Here is an 18,746-nt window from a genome sequence, read left to right as displayed (position 1 = left end):
CGGATCACCGCTTATTTAATGAAGGATGCTCAGCCATGAGCGATACACAGTCACAAGAAAATATTATCGATAGTCCTAACACTAGTGGTAGCGCCTCGCCTGGCGAACTTCTTGCTCGCCAACGCGAGCAGCTCGGCATTCCACTCACCGATGCGGCCCGGGCGCTGAATTTGCGCCCCGCCGTGGTGGAAGGGCTTGAGCAGGATGATTATCAGGAAATCCCCGTCGCCGCTTATCGGCGCGGCTATCTGCGCTCTTACGCCAAGTACCTGGGAATGGATGACCGGCTGGTGCTTGAGGCATACCAAGCCCGTAGTGGCGGCACCGACACCGAACACAAAGTGACGCCGGTCTCCACCGCCAGGCCGCCCTCCCGCATTGGCGCTTGGCTATTTAAGCTGGTTACTTTACTAGTAATCGCTGGCCTTATTGCCGTGACCGTGATGTGGTGGCAAAGCCGAGGCGGCAACGAGCCACCGGGCTTTGGCTCAACTTCCACGGAAGAAACCGCCAATGCCTCGGCGGAGCCAGCTAATGAGCCAGCTGAAGCAGAAAACTCCACGGCTGGCTCAAGCTTCACCAGTGGCGATGAGAACGCAACGCTACCGAGCAATGCCACTAACGTGTCGTCTTCGTCGTCAGTTGCCCAGGATCAAGCCCCCAGCGCGCAGGATGACGCTGACGCCGTTGCGGGTCTTAACGAATCAATCCTGGATAGTGACAGCGGCACGTCCAGCACTGCCGCAGAAAGCGATGAAGCGAACAGTACCGAGCAGAATGACAGTGAACAGCTCGCTACCGAACAAGAGAGTAACGCTGACAGCGAGCAAACCGCCGCTGCAGAGCCAGCCACCAATGCCAATGTGCTTGAGCTGACGTTTAACGAGCAGTCGTGGACTGAAATTTTTGATGCCACCAACCAGCGCATTTTCGTTGGCTTACAAACGCCCGGCACCTCGACAAGTGTCGAAGGTGAGCCCCCTTTTCGTTTAACCGTGGGTAATGCCACCGGCGTTGAACTGCGCTACCAAGGCGAGGTAGTTGATCTTCCCGCCCGCGCAGGCGCCAACAATGTTGCCCGATTCACCTTGGGAGAGTGACCCGTCCTATGCACGCCCCTTCTCCGATAAAACGCCGCCATTCCCGTCAGATTCAGGTTGGAAATGTAGCCGTGGGCGGTGATGCGCCCATTGCCGTACAAAGCATGACCAACACCAACACCCTGGACGTGGCCGCGACCGTAGCGCAAATTCAGCAGCTGGAAAAAGCCGGCGCAGATATCGTGCGCGTCTCCGTGCCGGACATGGACGCCGCCGAAACCTTTGGCCAAATCAAAAAACTGGTCAATGTCCCCCTCGTTGCCGACATTCACTTCGATTACAAGATTGCCTTGCGTGTTGCTGAGCTGGGCGTCGACTGCCTGCGCATCAACCCAGGCAACATCGGCCGCGAAGACCGAGTACGCGCGGTGGTGAGTGCGGCCCGTGACCATGGGATTCCGATTCGCATCGGCGTCAACGCTGGGTCGCTTGAAAAAGACCTGCAAAAGAAATATGGCGAGCCAACGCCTGCCGCGCTGGTGGAATCTGCCATGCGCCATATTGACTACCTTGATCGCCTCGATTTCCAAGACTTTAAGGTCAGCGTAAAAGCCTCAGACGTGTTTATGGCGGTCGCCGCTTACCGCGACCTTGCCGAGCGCATTGAACAGCCGCTGCACCTGGGCATTACCGAAGCCGGTGGACTGCGCTCAGGCACGGTGAAATCATCGATTGGCCTGGGCATGCTACTGATGGACGGAATCGGCGACACGATCCGTGTGTCGCTTGCCGCTGACCCAGTGGAAGAGATTAAAGTCGGCTTCGATATGCTGCGAAGCCTCAAGCTGCGCTCTAAAGGGATTAACTTTATTGCCTGCCCCAGCTGCTCACGCCAGAATTTTGATGTTATCAGCACCATGAACCAGCTCGAAGAGCGGTTAGAAGACGTGATGACGCCACTGAACGTCTCGGTAATTGGCTGCGTGGTTAATGGCCCCGGCGAAGCCAAAGAGACCGACATCGGCCTAACCGGCGGCAGCCCCGCCAACCTGGTCTATATCGATGGCAAACCGGCCAGCAAGCTACGTAACGACCACTTGGTCGACGACCTGGAGCAGCTGATTCGTGAGAAAGTGCGCGAAAAACAGCAGCAGCAAGACGCTATGATCGCCCGCAGCGTTTAACCGCTGGGGTTAGCTGCCAGCCTGGGCAACCAGCGCTAAACGGCAGAATAAGGAGTTTTCATTGAGCAAGTCCGCCGTTAAAAAGATTCAAGCCATCCGTGGTATGAACGACTTATTGCCCAGCGACAGCCCGCGCTGGCAATTTTTTGAAGCCAAAGTACGCCAGCTCATGCTGCGTTACGGCTTCAATGAAATTCGTACGCCTATTGTTGAGCAAACCGCGCTGTTTGCACGCTCTATTGGCGAAGTGACCGATATCGTCGAAAAAGAGATGTACACCTTCGACGATCGCAATAGCGAAAGTTTGACGCTGCGCCCTGAGGGCACCGCCAGCTGCGTGCGTGCGGCAATGGAACACGGCCTGCTGTACAACCAAACCCAGCGGTTGTGGTACCAGGGCCCTATGTTCCGTTATGAGCGCCCGCAAAAAGGCCGCTACCGCCAGTTTCATCAAATTGGTGTCGAGGCCTTCGGTTTTGATGGCCCGGATATCGACGCCGAGGTGATTCTGCTTTCAGCGCGGCTTTGGAAAGAGCTGGGGCTAATGGAGCACGTTACCCTTGAGCTTAATTCGTTGGGCTCATCTGAAGCGCGTGCGGCCTATCGCGACACGCTGGTGGCCTATTTTGAGCAGCATCATGACGTGCTTGATGAAGACTCCAAACGCCGTTTGACCAGCAACCCGCTGCGCATTCTTGACTCCAAAAATCCGGCCATGGCCGAGATGCTGGATGCCGCGCCGCAGTTGATGGATCACTTGGACGTGGAATCCCGCGAACACTTCGAGCAGCTCACCAAGATGCTTGAAGCGGCAGGTATAGATTATGTAATCAATCCCCGCCTAGTGCGTGGGCTCGACTACTACTGCCGCACCGTGTTCGAGTGGACCACCACCGCACTGGGCAGCCAAGGCACTGTTTGCGCCGGTGGCCGCTACGACGGTTTGGTCGAACAGCTGGGCGGCAAACCTACCCCGGCGGTTGGCTTTGCCATGGGCATTGAGCGGCTAATTCTGCTGCTCGACACCCTGGAACTGATTCCTCAGGATGCGCTCGGCGGCTGCGATGTGTATGTGCTCCCGATGGACGATAACGCCACCACGGCGGCGATCACACTGGCTGAGAATTTGCGCGGTGAACTGCCTGAGCTGCAACTGCAACTTCACTGCGGGGGCGGCAGCTTTAAAAGCCGGATCAAAAAAGCCGATAAGAGTACCGCCTCCATGGCGATCCTACTCGGCGAAGATGAGATTGCACAGCAGTCGGCAACGCTCAAGTTTTTACGTGACGACCGCGAACAGCAGCGTGTGCCGTTAGCCCAACTAGGGTCCACGCTGCGTGAGCTATTAGCCCCTGACGCTTAAGCCCACGTCTCGCGTAACCCCTGCAGGCGCCGTGCCTGCTACATACGACTGTTTTTGCCTACTGTTTGTGCCTACGACAATTGAGAAATAGGAGCCCGCCCGTGGTGGAGCTGAGAAGCGAAGAAGAGCAGCTAGACGCGGTAAAGCGCTGGTGGAAAGAGAACGGCATGTCGTTGATTGCAGGCGCTGTCCTGGCGGCGGCGGGGGTATTCGGCTGGAATGCTTGGCAGAACTATCAGCAGGGTCAGTCAGAAGCCGCCTCCATGCGTTATCAGCAGTTGGTCAACATGACCGCTGGTAACGAGCTTGAAGACGACCAACTGGCAAGCGCACGTGAAATGGTCGTCGAACTGACCGAAGAGCATGGCGACACGCTGTATGCCGAACTCGCCCTGCTGCTTGATGCGCGCCTGGCGGTACAGCAAGGCGACCTGGAAGGTGCGCGTACTGCGCTGGAAAGCGCTGCCGATTCATCGCGGCGTTATGTGCAGAGCCTGGCGTGGCTGCGCCTAGCTCGGGTCGAACTCGCTGACGGCAACCCCACCCAGGCGCATGCGCTGCTGGACGAACCGATCAGCGACGCACTGGCGGCCCAACGGGCGAACGTGCGCGGCGATGCCTTTGCTGCCCAAGGCGATACTGAGGCGGCTCGAGAGGCATGGGAAACCGCTTTAGAAGTGTCTCAAACCCAAGACCAGCCGCTTTACGGCGTGCAGTTCAAGCTTGATGATCTCGGCGCTGAGGAGGCGACACAATGACTATGAGCACTGTAATTAATCGGGGCATTTCCAAACAGCTGGCACGAGTAAGTGTGGGTGCACTGACGCTGGCACTGCTGGCCGGTTGCGCCAGCAAAGGCGAACCCGCTTTTACGCCCAAAGAGCTGCGTAGCTTTGACGAGACCTCCTCGCTAAACACCCAATGGAAGCGTACCGTAGGCGATGGCTTAGGCCACGCTCGCTACCCTATTGCACCTGCCCGTGAAGGCGACTCTGTGTTTGCCGCCGACGTCGAAGGCGTGGTGATGGCCATGAATGCCAACAGTGGCGATGTTGAGTGGGAAATCGATCTCGACACTACTATCTCCAGCGCGTTAACGGCGATTGCCGGTCAGGTTTACCTGGCGACCGGTAATGGCGAGGTCATTGCGCTGGATCAAAATGATGGCAGCGAAAGCTGGCGTTCACGGGTCTCTAGTGAAGTGCTTGCCGCGCCCCAGGCCAACCAGCAACTGCTGGTCGTGCAAAGTGTCGATGGCCGTGTCACTGCCTTGGATCGCGCCACTGGTGAAGAGCGCTGGGTATACACCAGCTCACAGCCTTCACTCACCCTGCGCGGTACAGGCACGCCGATGGTAATTGACCCGGTTAGTTTTGTTGGCCTGGCCAATGGCCGTCTCGCCACGCTGGATAACCGCAGTGGCCAACCGCTATGGGATATGCAGATTGCCACGCCGCAGGGGCGTAGCGAAGTTGAGCGCCTGGTTGATCTTTCCGGCCAGCCGATCATCAGCCCCGATGGCCGCCTGTTTGTGACCAGCTACAACGGTCGCGTTGTAGCGCTTGAAGCTACCCAAGGCGATCTACTCTGGGAAGCGAACCTGTCTAGCCGCCATACGCCCATCCTGGTCGGCGATTTACTGTTTGTGGTTACCGATAACAGCCAAGTAGTCGCGTTAGATGCTAACAGTGGCCGTGAAATCTGGCGTAATGACGACCTGCAAGACCGCTGGTTGACCGCGCCCGCCTTTGCCGATGGCCGCTTGGTCGTGGGCGATTTTGACGGTTATCTTCACCTGATTGACGCTCGTGAAGGCAATATTGTAGGACGCACTCGCGTGCACAGCTCGGGCATCACCGTTCGCCCGGTCACTGAAGGCAGCACCATTCATGTCCAGGCCAACAATGGTCGCCTGGAAACCCTGGAAGTAACTCCATGACACCCGTCATTGCTTTAGTCGGTCGCCCCAATGTGGGCAAATCGACGTTGTTTAACCGCCTAACGCGCTCGCGTGATGCACTGGTGGCCGACTTTCCCGGCCTCACCCGCGACCGCAAGTACGGCAATGGCATGCTGGGCGATAAGGTCTATACAGTTATCGACACCGGCGGTATCAGCGGTGACGAAGAGGGTATCGACGCCGCCATGGCCGAGCAGTCGCTTGCTGCCATTGATGAAGCCGATATCGTCCTGTTTATGGTCGACGCTCGCGCCGGCCTTATCGCCGCAGACCAGGCGATTGCCAACCACCTGCGGGTTAATCAGAAAAAAACCTGGCTGGTGGTGAATAAAACCGACGGGCTGGAAGAGCACTCGGCGATGGGCGACTTCTGGTCGCTGGGCTTAGGCGACCCCTGGCCGATTGCCGCTGCCCACGGGCGCAATGTTTCTACCCTGATGGACATGGTACTTGAACCGTTTCCCGAGCGCGATGCCAGCATTCCTGCCGACACCGGCAGCAAAGGCGTTCGTATCGGCGTGATTGGTCGCCCCAACGTCGGGAAATCGACCCTGGTCAATCGCCTGCTGGGCGAAGACCGTGTGGTGGTCTTTGATGAGGCGGGCACGACCCGTGATGCTATCGAGATCCCCTTCGAGCGCCGCGGCAAGCCTTACGTACTGATTGACACCGCGGGTATCCGGCGGCGTAAGAACGTGAGCGAAATCGCCGAGAAGTTCTCCATCATCAAGACGCTGGATGCGATTAAAGAGTCGCATGTAGTGATCATGGTGCTGGATGGTTCCAGCGGCCTGGTGGAGCAGGATTTGCACCTGCTCGACTACGTGTTAACCACCGGGCGCGCGCTGGTGCTGGCAGTGAATAAGTGGGACGGCCTGGAGAGCGAAGCCAAGGACAAGATGCGTACCGAAGTGAAGCGCCGCCTGGGCTTTGCCGATTACGCCGAGCTCCACTTCATCTCCGCACTGCACGGCACGGCGGTGGGTGATCTTTACCCGTCGATTGACCGCGCCTTTGATGCCGCTAACGCTCACTGGTCGACCAACCGTTTAACGACCCTGCTGCAGGATGCCGTCAGCCAGAATCCGCCGCCGATGGTACAAGGCCGACGGATCAAGCTGCGCATGGCTCACCAGGGTGGCAGCAATCCACCGATTATCGTTGTCCACGGTAACCAAACAGAGTCATTGCCTGAAGCGTACCGTCGTTATCTCACCAATACGTTCCGCAAGGTATTGAAGGTACGCGGCACACCGATTCGCTTTGAGTTTCGCTCGGGCAGCAACCCGTTTGACACGATGGCGGGCGCCAGCGACAAAGAGAAAGCTAAAAAGCGCGAGCTTAACCGCACCAAAGAGGCGCGCAAAAGCCGTCGTTAATTTTCACGTCACAGCTCACTTGGTTATTCAAATTCGCCCGTTTGCACCGTCAAGCGGGCGTTTTGGTTATCCCCTATCCCAGGTAACACCCGCGATAACAATTTCGCTTGACAGCGTCCGGTTTCGGCCCTCAAATAGCCGCGTTTTTACTCAGCTGTCATTCATACCCACTCCATATCATCCACCCCCATCACCACCCTTGCTGCCCTACTTGTATGCTGCTTTTGCGCTGAGTAGGGGGAGAACGTTATGCTTTATGCTGCTCGCCGCTGGCTAATTCTATTGGGCTTAACCAGCCTGTTAACGGGCTGTCTCGCCCTACCCCAAACTGGCCTCTTTGCGTTTCGTTTGGCGGTGACCTCCCTGGGGGTCGAAGATGTACGCATCGGCCCTTACAGCATTAATGCCGGGCTAGATACGAGTGACTTAACCAGCCTGATTGCTTCCAGCCTGGGCGCGGGCAGCCTGCCCATACAAGCCACCATTGCCATGGGCCTTGGCTTACCTGCTGGCATGCCGCCGGTAGAAATGTCAGGTTTTCGCTGGTCGCTGGATATGCCAGGCGTTGACCCTGTGCAGGGTAACTATGAGCAGGATGTCACGCTTACCTCCGGCGACGATGCCAATTTACGCCTGCCAGTCGCCTTTGATGTGCTGGGAACCGACACCCAAAAAATGGCGCCGATGCTTGAGCTTGCCAGTCAGCTGGCGTCTCAAGGCGAGCTACCGCCCGGTAGCCAACTGGCTATCACGCCAGGCGATCTGCGCGGTTTAGGTATGCGGCTCCCTTCAGGTTTGTTGACACCCACGATTCGCCTAAACGTGGGTGCCGATGGGCAGCTAGTCCCTCAGCGCTGAGGGTTGCTCAGTTCAGCCTCCAACCTCACCCTCCAGGTAGGTTATGATGGGAGGGATTGATTTACTGTTATCAGCGGTTATCTTGTGAGCAAGAAACCCACTCGTCTATAAGGAAACCGTCTCATGCGTTGGCTTCGCCCTATCGCCGTTACCGCGCTATGCGCTTCTATCGCCGCTTGTACTACGTCTCCCACCGGACGTTCGCAGCTATTGCTGCTTTCTGATGGTGAGCTCAATGAGATGGGACGACAGGCATTTTCTCAATATCAGCAGGAGCTTCCTTCTGCCAACCAGGCTAGCCAGCGCTATGTACAGTGCATTGCCGATGCCATCGTCGCGGAATTGCCCGCCGAGCAGCAGCAGCTAGATTGGCAGATTCGTGCATTTGAATCGGAACAGCCCAATGCCTTCGCCTTACCCGGCGGCTATATGGGCGTCAACACTGGCATGCTGGATATCGCAACCACACAGGACCAGCTGGCTTCCGTCATCGGCCATGAGATTGGTCACGTGCTGGCGAACCACGCGAATGAACGCGCTTCTACCGAGAGCGCTACTTCGTTGGGCCTGTCAGTGATTTCCAGCACTTCTAGCATGCAGTCCGCTGGTGGCCAGCAGCTCATGGGCTTGCTCGGTATGGGCGCGCAGTATGGCATTGTGTTGCCGTTCTCGCGGGCGCATGAAAGCGAGGCCGATGTCATTGGTCTGGACCTAATGGCACAGGCCGGCTTCAACCCAAGTGAGAGCGTCACCCTGTGGGAAAATATGCAGGCAGCCACAGGCGGCGGTGCGCCGCCCGAGTGGATGTCGACCCACCCAGGCCAAGGCCAACGCATTGAAGGCCTACAAGGCAACATGGATCAAGCGATGGCCCTCTATGAGCAAGCCCGCAACAATGTTCGCACGCCGAACTGCCCACGCCCTTAACAGTTTGCGTTGAGGTTTGACATTCGGCTCTTGAGGTTTCAATGATTAGACTAGGGTTACTGCTGCTGGTGTTGCCGCTGTTTGTGCTGATGGGCGTCTTTTTCTGGGAGTTGAACGATGTACGTGCGTGCCAGCTAGACGGCGGTCACTGGAACTATATCAAGAGTGTCTGCGTTGATACCCCGCAGCCGTTCGTCTCCTGGCTGCAGCGCTCGCCACTGCTCGTCAACGGTGGCATGGTGCTCTCGGTGGCAGGCTTGGCGATGTGTATGGTGGGGCTATATGTAAAACGCGCTAAGTGAAGCGTTGTTAGCATCAAAAAAGCGGAGCGGATAATTTATCCGCCCCGCTTTTTTTCGTTGCACTAATTAGGCGCAATGATTACCAGACACAACGTTTACCAGACCTAATGATTAATAATTAAGCGATTGGCGCAGTATTTCCCGCACAGGAACGGTATTAGGCCTGACGTTACGCCAGAGAAAAAACGACTCGGCGGCTTGTTCTACCAACATACCTAGGCCGTCAAGCAGCTTCGCACCACGCGGGCCTGCCCATTGTAAAAATACCGTTGGTTCGGCCCCATACATCATGTCGTAGGCCCAGGCGTGTGGGGCAAACAAGGTATCAGGTAACGGTGGTAGCTCCCCCGTGAGGCTGGCGCTGGTGCCATTAATCACCACGTCAAAGACACCACTGACGGTGTCAAAACCACCGCCATGAATAGTTCCCAGATCAGCAAAATCGCTGGCCAGTTGCGCGGCCTTGGTGGCAGTGCGATTAACCACGATGACTTCGCTGGGCTGCTCGGCAAGCAAGGGTTCCAGAATGCCACGCACGGCGCCACCAGCACCTACCACTAGGATACGTTTTCCTGCTAATGCAACGCGGTGATAGGTCAAATCACGCACTAGGCCAATGCCGTCGGTGGTATCGCCGTAGGTGCGGCCATTGCCGCCAAGAATCAGCGTATTGACCGCGCCCGCCCGCCGTGCTCGGTGGCTCAACGTATCGCACAGCACGAAAGCATCCTCTTTGAACGGGACGGTGACATTGGCGCCGCGACCCCCCGCATCAATAAAGGCGCGCCACGCGCCTGCAAAGCCATCCAACGGTGCTTCTTCAGCGGTGTACTCAAGCGCTTGCTGGGTTTGATGGGCAAACTCAGCGTGGATCAACGGCGACTTGGAGTGCTTGATGGGGTTGCCAAATACGCAGTAACGATCGGTCATGAGAGCTCTCCGCTTGTTCTTTTACCTGCATCCGCAGCGGATTCACCGAGCCAGTCGCGGGGGTGTAAGAAGTCTTGCAAGCGCGCTTCGGCGCTGCCGGGCTGTGGCTCAAAAGCGTACTCCCAGCGCGCCAAGGGGGGCATCGACATTAAAATGGACTCCGTGCGCCCGCCACTCTGAAGGCCAAACAGCGTACCGCGGTCCCACACCAGGTTGAACTCCACGTAGCGGCCACGGCGATAAAGCTGGAACTCGCGCTCGCGCTCGCTCCAGGCATCGTTCTTGCGACGCTCCACGATGGGCAAATAAGCCTCTAGGAAGCTGTCGCCCACCGCCCGCTGCATGGCAAAACAGTCGGCAAACTCGCCTTCATTTAAGTCATCAAAAAACAGCCCGCCCACGCCGCGGGTTTCGTCGCGATGCTTGAGATAAAAGTACTCGTCGCACCAGGATTTATAGCGGGCGTAAACGTCATCTCCAAAGGGGTCACAGGCGGCTTTTGCCACCCGGTGCCAGTGCACGACATCTTCCATCACGGGATAAAACGGCGTTAAGTCAAAACCGCCGCCAAACCACCACACCGGTGGCTCGCCTACTTTCTCAGCAATAAAGAAGCGCACGTTGCCATGGCTGGTAGGAACATGGGGGTTTTCAGGGTGCAGCACCCAGGAAACACCCACCGCGTGGAAGCTACGCCCGGTAAGTTCAGGGCGCGCGGCGGTAGCCGATGGCGGCAGCTGAGTGCCATAAACATGTGAAAAGTTGACGCCGCCCTTTTCAAATACGCCGCCATTAGTCATCACACGCGAGCGACCACCGCCCCCCTCTTCACGCTCCCAACTATCTTCTTGGAACTGGGCAGCCCCGTCGGCTTCGGCTAATCCAGCGCAGAGCCTTTCCTGCAGATCAAGAAGGTAGCGTTTAACGTCATCAAGGTGCTCGTGTGCCACGGTAACTCCTGAGGGATAAAGGGTAAGTAGTGGTGCGTAAATCGAAATGAAGTACTGCTTAGGGGCGCATGATTTTGCCAGTGGCTAAATCCCTAATCGTGCTGGGTTTGGCATTGCCGCCTAGCTCGCCTTTCACCACATAAGCCACTTCATCGCCAAAGATTGAAGTGATTTCAGCGGCACTCATGGCGGGCGGCTCCCCGGCACGATTAGCCGACGTCGATACCAACGGGCCACCGAAGGCTTCACATAGGGCTTTCATCAGCGGGTGATCGGTCACTCGCAGCGCCACGCGTTCGTGGGCGCCGCGCACCAGCCCATGGCTGCGGCCATTATCAGGTACCAGCCAGGTGTTCGGGCCCGGCCAGCTTGCCGCGAGAGGTGCATGCAGCGCTAGAGGAAGTTGACTCAACCAGGGTTGGAACTGCTCGATACTGGCGGCAACGAGAATGACCCCTTTAGCCGGGTCACGCTCTTTCATGCGCATCAGGTGAGCCAAAGCTTCATCATTTTCGGGATCACAGCTAAGCCCCCAAACTGCTTCAGTGGGGCAGGCTATCACTCCCCCGGCACGCAGCGCGCTAATCGCTGGGGCTAGATCAGTCGCCAAACTCATGGTCTCTCCTCACGGCTAACATGCCTTTAATGGGCTTATCCTATCATGGCCTCGGCAACCGCACCCAGCCTCCCGCCTGCTGGCTTACCCAACCGTCTAATTCAAGCATCAGCAGGCGTTGCTGGCAGTCGCTGACCGTCACGCCGGTGGTGTGCACCAAGAGATCAATCGGCGTTGGGGTGGCCGATAATGACGTTAACAATGAATCGGGTAAGCTATCGTCTGACAAGCTTTCGGCAGGCAAGCTTTCATTGGACAAGCTATCGGGAAGAGGTGCTTGCTCCGATGGCTTGTCTTCGGCCGAAGGCTGGATAAACGCCTCCGCCCAGTGGCCAAGATCGGCGATGATATCGTCGACACTGCAGGCCAGATGAGCCGCCCCTTGACGCAGTAGTGCCAAACAGCCGCGGGCCTGCACGTTGTGCAGCGAACCGGGCAGCACGAACAGCTCGCGATTTTGCTCTAAGGTGAGCCGCGCGCTGACCAACGAACCGCTTTTTTCGGTAGCTTCGACCACCAGTGTTCCGAGCGAGAGACCGGTAACAATTCTATTGCGGCGCGGAAAAAACGCTGGGCGGGCCACGGTTCCAGGCGGGTGCTCTGACAACAACAGCCCACCGGGCAGACGACTGAGCTGTTCATGCAGGTCACGATGGGAGGCGGGATAGATCACATCCACACCGCAGCCGAGTACCGCCACCGTGCTTCCACCGGCGGCTAAGGCCGCACGCTGGGCAACGCCGTCTACCCCTAGCGCCATGCCACTCACCACGCACCAGCCGCGGCGGGTCAGGTCACGGGCAAACCTTTGAGCATTGTGGGTACCTTCCCCGGTCGGGCGGCGGGTGCCGACCATGGCCAGTTTGGGGCCTTCCAGCGCGCCAAGATCCCCCTGAGCCCAGAGCACTACGGGTGGGTCGGGCAACTCATTTAGTAGTGCAGGCCAAGCGGGGTGGTCACGATGCAGCAGGTGCCGGTTTGGGCCGGTTTGCTGCCATGCCAGGGTCTCATCAACGACCTTTTGCAGTGGGCTACGGGCCGGGTGTTCTAACCACAGGCGTAATGCGCTGGCCGCACGACTAGGCAGTGCAGCCAACCACCCTTCTGGCCACTGCGGCTGGCGGGCTAATAACTGTGCAATACGCAGCGCGCCCATACCGGGTAATGCATTGACCACCAGCCACGACTGAGCGTCCATACCATCTCCTTATCAACACGTTTGCCGCCCGCTAGTTAGCCGGTGACGCGACTTGATCACCTACTTCCAATACGCGGGATGCCTGCATCACTAATGCGTAGCTAACGTGATCATAGGGTTTAAACACCATCACAATGCCTGCCTCGGTGCTGGGTAGTCGCACCAGCTCCTGGGTCCGGGGGTCATTGATTAACTCCCCTTGTTGATTTACCCGCAGCACATGGCCCGCCTGCAAGCCATCCAGGGTGCCCAGATCCAACGCGACAATTTGGTAGCGGCCAATAAAACGCACGCCACCGGGTACGGCAATAATATGCCCTTCAACCGGATTTAACGGTGCGCGGGGCATAAACTCACTGCTTAGCTCGCGCTCTTCCAGTGGCAAGACAATATCGTTAACGCGCACTTCCTGATGGGAGCTAATGACTTCAAGCTGGACAATATCGCCCTCACTGCTGATATGTCGGGCGACGCCTACATTGATCAGCTCCAGTCCAAGCGGTGTGCCATCCATCGCCTGATAGGGCTCCGATTGTCGGTAGATACCCACCTCGCCATGGCGCGGCACCTCCCCTCGCACATAGATACGATCACCGGCACCGCTGATCAAGCGGCGATCATTACCGGCGACCACATAAGCCAGCTCCTGCAACTCAGCAGCATCATCCACGACGCGATGTTCGCGTAAAAAAGCCCGCGCCACCTCCATGGGAATCGGCGCAATCGCCTCCCGGTGAGGCAAGGTACGCACCTGCGGCGAAAGCTTCACCACATTTTGACCACGCTCTAGCGCTAAACAGGGGGAACCCTGGCAGTCGTTAAGCACCAGTACATCACCTGGGTAGATCAAGTGCGGGTTAGCGATCTGGGGGTTGTGCTGCCACAACTGGGGCCACTGCCAGGGGGTGTGCAGAAAACGCCCGGCGATATCCCAGAGCGTGTCACCTGTAACCACCTGATAGCGTTCAGGCGCATCGCTACGCAGGCGCTCCCACGCGGCAACATCGAAACTTACCAGCATCACTGCACTCAGCAGCAAACCACTTAAAGCCCCGCCATAGGCGTGTCGTTTCGCCGCCATCCTACCCTCCCCTGTGAGTGTGTCATTATGAATGTTCTATTATTGATAACACGCCCCTCGCCTTGGCCACCCATGCCCAGAAACGTTGACAGCATGATATAGTGACCCATCATAAAGTACCTAGGTGAGAAGACGCTCGTCACTACCTAGCTTGACTTAATTTAGACTCAGCATAACGGTGATTGTAACGCCATGGCCAAACTTCCTATTCTTGAATTCCCCGATGAGCGCCTGCGCACCAAGGCTGCTGCGGTGGAAACCGTCGATGATGAAGTGCGTAAACTCGTCGACGATATGCTGGAGACCATGTATGACGCCCGTGGTATCGGTCTCGCCGCGACGCAGATCGATGTCCATCGGCGTGTGGTCGTCATGGATGTCAGCGACGATAACTCCCAGCCGCTGGTGCTCATCAACCCGCGCTATACCCCGATTGGCGATGAAAAAGAGCCTTTGTCAGAAGGCTGCCTGTCGATTCCTGACTACTACGCTGAAGTGCCCCGCTATCTCAAAGTGCAGCTCAATGCGCTTGATCGCAACGGCGATGCCTATGAACTAGAGGCCGAAGGCCTGCTGGCGCACTGTATTCAGCATGAGTACGACCACCTTGAAGGCGTGCTGTTTGTTGACTACCTGTCGCCGCTCAAGCGTGACCGCATCCGCAAGAAAATGCAGAAACGCCATAAGCAGATCCAGGACGCCTAAGCCCTTTTCTACCGATCTCTTTTCCTACTTACATTCCAGATACGCCAGGTAGCTCTCAACTTATGTCACGATTGCGCGTTGTTTTTGCCGGCACGCCTGAATTCGCCGCCTCTAGTCTTGCAACGCTGCTGGAAAGCCAGCATGAGGTGGTCGCGGTGTATACCCAGCCCGACCGCCCCGCTGGGCGCGGGCGCAAACTCACGCCCAGTCCAGTCAAACAGCTGGCGCTGGAGCACGGTCTGCCCGTTTATCAGCCCCAGTCGCTAAAAGAGCCCGATACCCAGGCCGAGCTGGCCGCGCTTAATGCGGACATCATGGTCGTTGTCGCCTACGGGCTGCTGCTTCCCCAGGCCGTGTTGGATATACCGCGCTTAGGCTGCGTGAACGTGCACGCCTCGCTACTACCCCGCTGGCGCGGCGCTGCCCCCATCCAGCGGGCAATCGAAGCGGGCGATAGTGTATCGGGCGTGACCATCATGCAGATGGACGTCGGCCTGGATACCGGCGCAATGCTTTCAGAAGTGCGCACACCGATTACGCCACGCACCACCGGTGGCGACTTGCATGACCGCTTGGCGATTCAGGGCGCCAATGCGCTGATCAACACCCTGGATGATCTGGCCACCGGCTCCGCTCACGCCACGCCTCAGCCCGAGGAAGGCGTCACCTATGCCGCCAAGCTGAGCAAAGCGGAAGCCGAGCTCGATTTTGGCCAGCCCGCGCATCAGTTAGCCAGTAAAATCCGCGCGTTTAACCCTTGGCCGGTGGCCTGGTGTGCGCTGGGTGATGATCGCCTACGTTTGCTGATGGCGAACGTAGAAGAAGGTGAGCAGCCACCAAGCGCCCCAGGCACGCTACTTGAGCATGGCGACGATCATCTACGCATTGCCTGCGGCACCGATGGTCGCGAAGTATTGTGTATCACCAGCGCCCAGTTGCCCGGCGGTAAAGCCATGGCCGTGCGAGAGCTACTTAATGCGCGCCACGCACGCCTTGCTACCGGCACTCGTCTTGGTGCTCATTTTGAAAGTTCTGCGGCTCAGGCCAGCGAAGGAGAAACACCATGAGCCAAAAACGCTCCCCTCAAAGCGGCGGCAGCGGCCAGGAAGTACGCGCTGCTGCAGCCCGCGCGCTGGCACCGGTACTCAGCGACCAAGGCTCACTGGCGGGGTTGGACGAGCACAGCGTGGTCGCTCGCGACCGCGGGCTGCTCAAAGAGCTCTGTTTTGGCACCTGCCGTCGCTTACCGCGTCTTGAAGCGTTAGCGGGCGTGCTGCTTAAGCAACCGTTTAAGAAGCGCGACAGCGATGTTCAGGCGCTGCTGCTGATAGGTATCTATCAACTGCTCTACATGCGCATCCCTGCACACGCAGCGGTAGGCGAAACCGCGGGCGCTGCGCGCTTACTGAACAAAGAGTGGGCCACCCGCGTGCTCAACGGCTGCCTGCGTCGCCTGCAGCGCGAATCCGAGGCGCTCCAGGCCCAGGTAGATCGGGATGAGAGCGTCGCGCTAGAGCACCCGCCGTGGCTACTCAATGCCTTGCGTCAGGCGTGGCCGGAGCAGTGGCGGGTGATTATTGAAGCCAACAACCACGCTGGCCCGATGACATTAAGGGTGAACCAGCACCACAATGATCGTGAAGCCTACCTGTCGCTGCTCACCGAGCAAGGGCTAAGTGGCCACCTGTGCCCTCACGCACCAGACGCCATCACGCTGGAAACACCCTGCGATGTGATGTCGCTGCCTGGCTTTGAAGAGGGGCATGTCAGCGTTCAGGACGAGGCCGCTCAGCTCTCGGCGGTGTTGTTAGGCCCGGTGCTCGCGCCACGGCCAGGCGCGCACGTTTTGGATGCTTGTTGCGCGCCCGGCGGCAAAACAGCCCATTTGCTCGAACAATTCGACATCAACCTAACCGCGATCGATAGCGATAATCAGCGCCTGGCACGGGTGGAAGACACTCTTAACCGACTAGGCGTAGAGGCCGTTCTTCAGCATGCCGATGCCACCGAGCGCGACTGGTGGAACGGCACACCGTTTGATGCCATTCTGCTCGATGCCCCTTGCTCGGGTACTGGGGTCATTCGACGCCACCCGGATATCAAAAAGCTGCGCCGTAAAGACGATATTCGCCCACTGGCCAAGCTTCAGCGCCAGTTGTTGGATAATTTGTGGCCAATGCTGCGCGAAGGCGGCACCCTACTCTACGCCACCTGCTCGGTACTGCCGGAAGAGAACAGTGAGCAGATCGAAGCGTTTCTTGCCCGCACGCCTGACGCTCATGTTACTACACCTAACGACGTTGCCTGGGGCATTCCCAGCGGAGCGGGGCGCCAATTGTTTCCGGCGCAGAGCAGTCACGATGGCTTTTTTTATGCCAGACTAGAGAAGCGGTCTGCCTAGGCGCTAACTGATGCCAGGGCAGTGAATTTCAGACAAGGAAGGAGACATTATGAGTCATCACACCTACAAGCATGTAGAACTGACCGGATCTTCCGAGAAAGGTATTGAAGAAGCGGTACAGAATGCATTGGCCAAAGCATCAGAAACGATTAAGCACATGCGTTGGCTAGAAGTGGTCGACACCCGTGGCCACATTGAAGATGGCCAAGTGGCTCACTGGCAGGTCACGGTCAAAGTCGGCTTTACGCTAGAATAATCCTCACCTGCTTTTCAGCGGCGGCTGGTTTACACTGGCCGCCGTCTTTATTGCAGCGCATGATAAACGCTCCTGAATGAAAGTTTACGTCTTGAACGTCAGGACTGGGTCTTAAGACTGCCTCCTGGTCTTAGCGACATCGCGCTGGCGCTTTTAATGGAACCGATGCTCAGCAATGAAAATCATCATTCTCGGCGCCGGCCAAGTCGGCGGCACCCTGGCAGAACACCTCGCTCGCGAGGAGAACGACATCACTGTCGTTGATACCGACGCCAAAAAACTGCGCGACCTACACACCAAACTCGATATCCGCACCGTGACCGGCGCGGGCTCTTACCCTATTGTGCTGCGTCAGGCAGGCTGCGAAGACGCCGATATGCTGATCGCCGTCACCAACAGCGACGAGATCAATATGATCGCCTGCCAGGTCGCCCATACGCTGTTTCGCACTCCGACCAAGATCGCCCGGGTGCGTGCTACGGCGTATTTAACCCGTAAAGGCCTTTTTGCCCACGAAGCGATTCCCATTGATGTCCTCATCAGCCCCGAGCAGGTGGTCACCGACCACGTGCGCCGCCTGATTGAACACCCCGGTGCGTTACAGGTATTGGAGTTTGCCGGTGGTCTGGTGCAGCTGGTGGCGGTAAAGGCATTCTACGGCGGCCCGCTGGTGGGTCAGGATTTAGCCTTTCTACGCCGCCATATGCCCAACGTGGATACCCGCGTGGCCGCCATCTATCGCCGTAGCCGACCGATTATCCCCCGCGGCGATACAGTCATCGAAGCCGACGATGAGGTTTTCTTCCTGGCCGCTCGCCGCGATATTCGCGCGGTGATGAGCGAGCTACGCCGGGTCGAGCGTGATTTCCGCCGCGTCGTCATTGCCGGGGGCGGTAATATCGGCGAGCGGCTGGCGGAGCATTTGGAGCATAGCCACCAGGTCAAGATCATCGAGCACAACCTGGAGCGCTGCACCACGCTTTCCGAGCGGTTGGATCGCACCGTGGTGCTCCACGGCAGCGCCACCAGCAAGCGCCTGCTGGAAGAAGAGAACATCGAAGAGTGCGATATCTTCTGCGCGCTGACCAACGACGACGAGGTCAATATCATGTCGTCGCTGCTGGCCAAGCGTTTAGGGGCCAAGAAGGTGCTGACGTTGATCAACAACGCCGCCTACGTAGATTTGGTGCAGGGTGGTGAAATTGATATCGCTATTTCGCCCCAGCAGGCGACTATTGGCAGCCTGCTGACGCACGTGCGACGCGGCGACATCGTCAACGTCCACTCGCTGCGCCGGGGCGCCGCCGAAGCGATTGAAGCCATTGCCCACGGCGACAAGCAGTCGTCTAAAGTCGTGGGCCGCACTATTCGTGAGATAGACTTACCCGATGGGACGACGATCGGCGCGATTGTGCGCGGCAAGGAAGTCATCATCGCCCACGGCGATGTGATGGTTGAGAGCGGCGACCACGTGATTCTGTTTGTGATCGACAAGCGCCGCATCCGCGATGTAGAGCGTTTGTTCCAAGTCGGTCTCACGTTCTTTTGATAACCCCCGAATCACTGCCGCTGGCAGCCAATAACAGGAGCATGCGA

Annotated in this window: 19 protein-coding genes; 14 read left to right on the top strand and 5 right to left on the bottom strand. The window is 57.9% G+C overall.

The annotated features are described in order from the left end of the window. The first annotated feature begins 35 nt into the window (after positions 1-35). The 9 genes from ACWI0H_RS03125 (at position 36) to ACWI0H_RS03085 (ending at position 9,013) form a co-directional block, all read left to right on the top strand. A complete protein-coding gene (locus ACWI0H_RS03125) occupies positions 36-1,100 on the top strand; it encodes a RodZ domain-containing protein (protein ID WP_101147314.1) in 1,065 nt (354 codons plus the stop codon). A gap of 8 nt (positions 1,101-1,108) precedes the next feature. Further along, entirely contained in the window at positions 1,109-2,224 is a 1,116-nt protein-coding gene (gene ispG, locus ACWI0H_RS03120; RefSeq protein WP_101147315.1) for a flavodoxin-dependent (E)-4-hydroxy-3-methylbut-2-enyl-diphosphate synthase, read from the top strand. Positions 2,225-2,285: 61 nt separating this feature from the next. Continuing rightward, entirely contained in the window at positions 2,286-3,587 is a 1,302-nt protein-coding gene (gene hisS, locus ACWI0H_RS03115) for a histidine--tRNA ligase (RefSeq protein WP_485874786.1), read from the top strand. Between the two features lie 101 nt (positions 3,588-3,688). Next, positions 3,689-4,345: a YfgM family protein gene (locus ACWI0H_RS03110; protein WP_339883119.1), complete on the top strand. Its 657-nt coding sequence runs from the start codon at positions 3,689-3,691 to the stop codon at positions 4,343-4,345. Next, positions 4,342-5,526 (top strand): outer membrane protein assembly factor BamB, encoded by a 1,185-nt coding sequence (bamB, locus tag ACWI0H_RS03105; protein ID WP_485874784.1) that lies wholly within the window; start codon positions 4,342-4,344, stop codon positions 5,524-5,526. Before ACWI0H_RS03110 ends, bamB begins: the two co-directional genes overlap by 4 nt. After that, positions 5,523-6,926 (top strand): ribosome biogenesis GTPase Der, encoded by a 1,404-nt coding sequence (gene der, locus ACWI0H_RS03100; protein WP_485874782.1) that lies wholly within the window; start codon positions 5,523-5,525, stop codon positions 6,924-6,926. The genes bamB and der overlap by 4 nt, the downstream gene beginning before the upstream one ends. Before the next feature lie 249 nt (positions 6,927-7,175). Continuing rightward, the gene (locus ACWI0H_RS03095; RefSeq protein ID WP_101147319.1) at positions 7,176-7,784 is read left to right on the top strand and encodes a hypothetical protein; all 609 of its coding nucleotides are present in this window, start codon (positions 7,176-7,178) and stop codon (positions 7,782-7,784) included. Between the two features lie 123 nt (positions 7,785-7,907). Then, positions 7,908-8,711, top strand: a complete 804-nt coding sequence (locus ACWI0H_RS03090) for a M48 family metallopeptidase (protein ID WP_485874779.1) — start codon at positions 7,908-7,910, stop codon at positions 8,709-8,711. A 41-nt stretch (positions 8,712-8,752) separates the two neighbouring features. Further along, positions 8,753-9,013 (top strand): hypothetical protein, encoded by a 261-nt coding sequence (locus ACWI0H_RS03085; protein ID WP_339883114.1) that lies wholly within the window; start codon positions 8,753-8,755, stop codon positions 9,011-9,013. Positions 9,014-9,124: 111 nt separating this feature from the next. Here ACWI0H_RS03085 and aroE read toward each other — a convergent pair whose 3' ends face one another. From aroE to ACWI0H_RS03060, 5 genes are read right to left on the bottom strand one after another with little or no spacing between them, the layout of a single operon-like run. Further along, positions 9,125-9,943, bottom strand: a complete 819-nt coding sequence (gene aroE / locus ACWI0H_RS03080; protein WP_485874777.1) for a shikimate dehydrogenase — start codon at positions 9,941-9,943, stop codon at positions 9,125-9,127. Continuing rightward, complete coding sequence (gene hemF / locus ACWI0H_RS03075) at positions 9,940-10,893, bottom strand: oxygen-dependent coproporphyrinogen oxidase (protein ID WP_485874775.1); 954 nt, start codon at positions 10,891-10,893, stop codon at positions 9,940-9,942. The genes aroE and hemF overlap by 4 nt, the downstream gene beginning before the upstream one ends. A 58-nt stretch (positions 10,894-10,951) precedes the next feature. Next, positions 10,952-11,509, bottom strand: coding sequence for an L-threonylcarbamoyladenylate synthase type 1 TsaC (gene tsaC, locus ACWI0H_RS03070; protein WP_101147323.1), 558 nt, complete (start codon positions 11,507-11,509; stop codon positions 10,952-10,954). A 43-nt stretch (positions 11,510-11,552) separates the two neighbouring features. Further along, on the bottom strand, positions 11,553-12,707 hold the full coding sequence (dprA, locus tag ACWI0H_RS03065) for a DNA-processing protein DprA (protein WP_485874773.1): 1,155 nt from the start codon (positions 12,705-12,707) through the stop codon (positions 11,553-11,555). A 31-nt stretch (positions 12,708-12,738) separates the two neighbouring features. Then, positions 12,739-13,788 carry a LysM peptidoglycan-binding domain-containing protein gene (locus ACWI0H_RS03060; RefSeq protein WP_485874771.1) on the bottom strand — a complete coding sequence of 350 codons (1,050 nt, stop codon included), beginning with the start codon at positions 13,786-13,788 and terminating at the stop codon, positions 12,739-12,741. Positions 13,789-13,980: 192 nt separating this feature from the next. On the opposite strand from ACWI0H_RS03060, the gene def reads away from it, so the two are divergent. From def to trkA, 5 genes are all read left to right on the top strand, one after another. After that, on the top strand, positions 13,981-14,493 hold the full coding sequence (gene def / locus ACWI0H_RS03055) for a peptide deformylase (RefSeq protein ID WP_176302615.1): 513 nt from the start codon (positions 13,981-13,983) through the stop codon (positions 14,491-14,493). Between the two features lie 62 nt (positions 14,494-14,555). Continuing rightward, entirely contained in the window at positions 14,556-15,560 is a 1,005-nt protein-coding gene (gene fmt / locus ACWI0H_RS03050; RefSeq protein WP_485874769.1) for a methionyl-tRNA formyltransferase, read from the top strand. Then, the gene (gene rsmB / locus ACWI0H_RS03045) at positions 15,557-16,894 is read left to right on the top strand and encodes a 16S rRNA (cytosine(967)-C(5))-methyltransferase RsmB (RefSeq protein WP_336268945.1); all 1,338 of its coding nucleotides are present in this window, start codon (positions 15,557-15,559) and stop codon (positions 16,892-16,894) included. The genes fmt and rsmB overlap by 4 nt, the downstream gene beginning before the upstream one ends. A gap of 49 nt (positions 16,895-16,943) precedes the next feature. Continuing rightward, positions 16,944-17,150, top strand: a complete 207-nt coding sequence (locus ACWI0H_RS03040; RefSeq protein WP_008959783.1) for a dodecin — start codon at positions 16,944-16,946, stop codon at positions 17,148-17,150. 175 nt (positions 17,151-17,325) lie between these two features. After that, complete coding sequence (gene trkA, locus ACWI0H_RS03035) at positions 17,326-18,699, top strand: Trk system potassium transporter TrkA (RefSeq protein ID WP_485874767.1); 1,374 nt, start codon at positions 17,326-17,328, stop codon at positions 18,697-18,699. The last annotated feature ends 47 nt before the right edge of the window (positions 18,700-18,746 follow it).

The sequence above is a fragment of the Halomonas sp. NYA30 genome, from assembly GCF_976980765.1.
The sequence above is the reverse complement of the archived record's forward strand: the minus strand, read 5'-3'. Positions and strand labels throughout refer to the sequence as shown.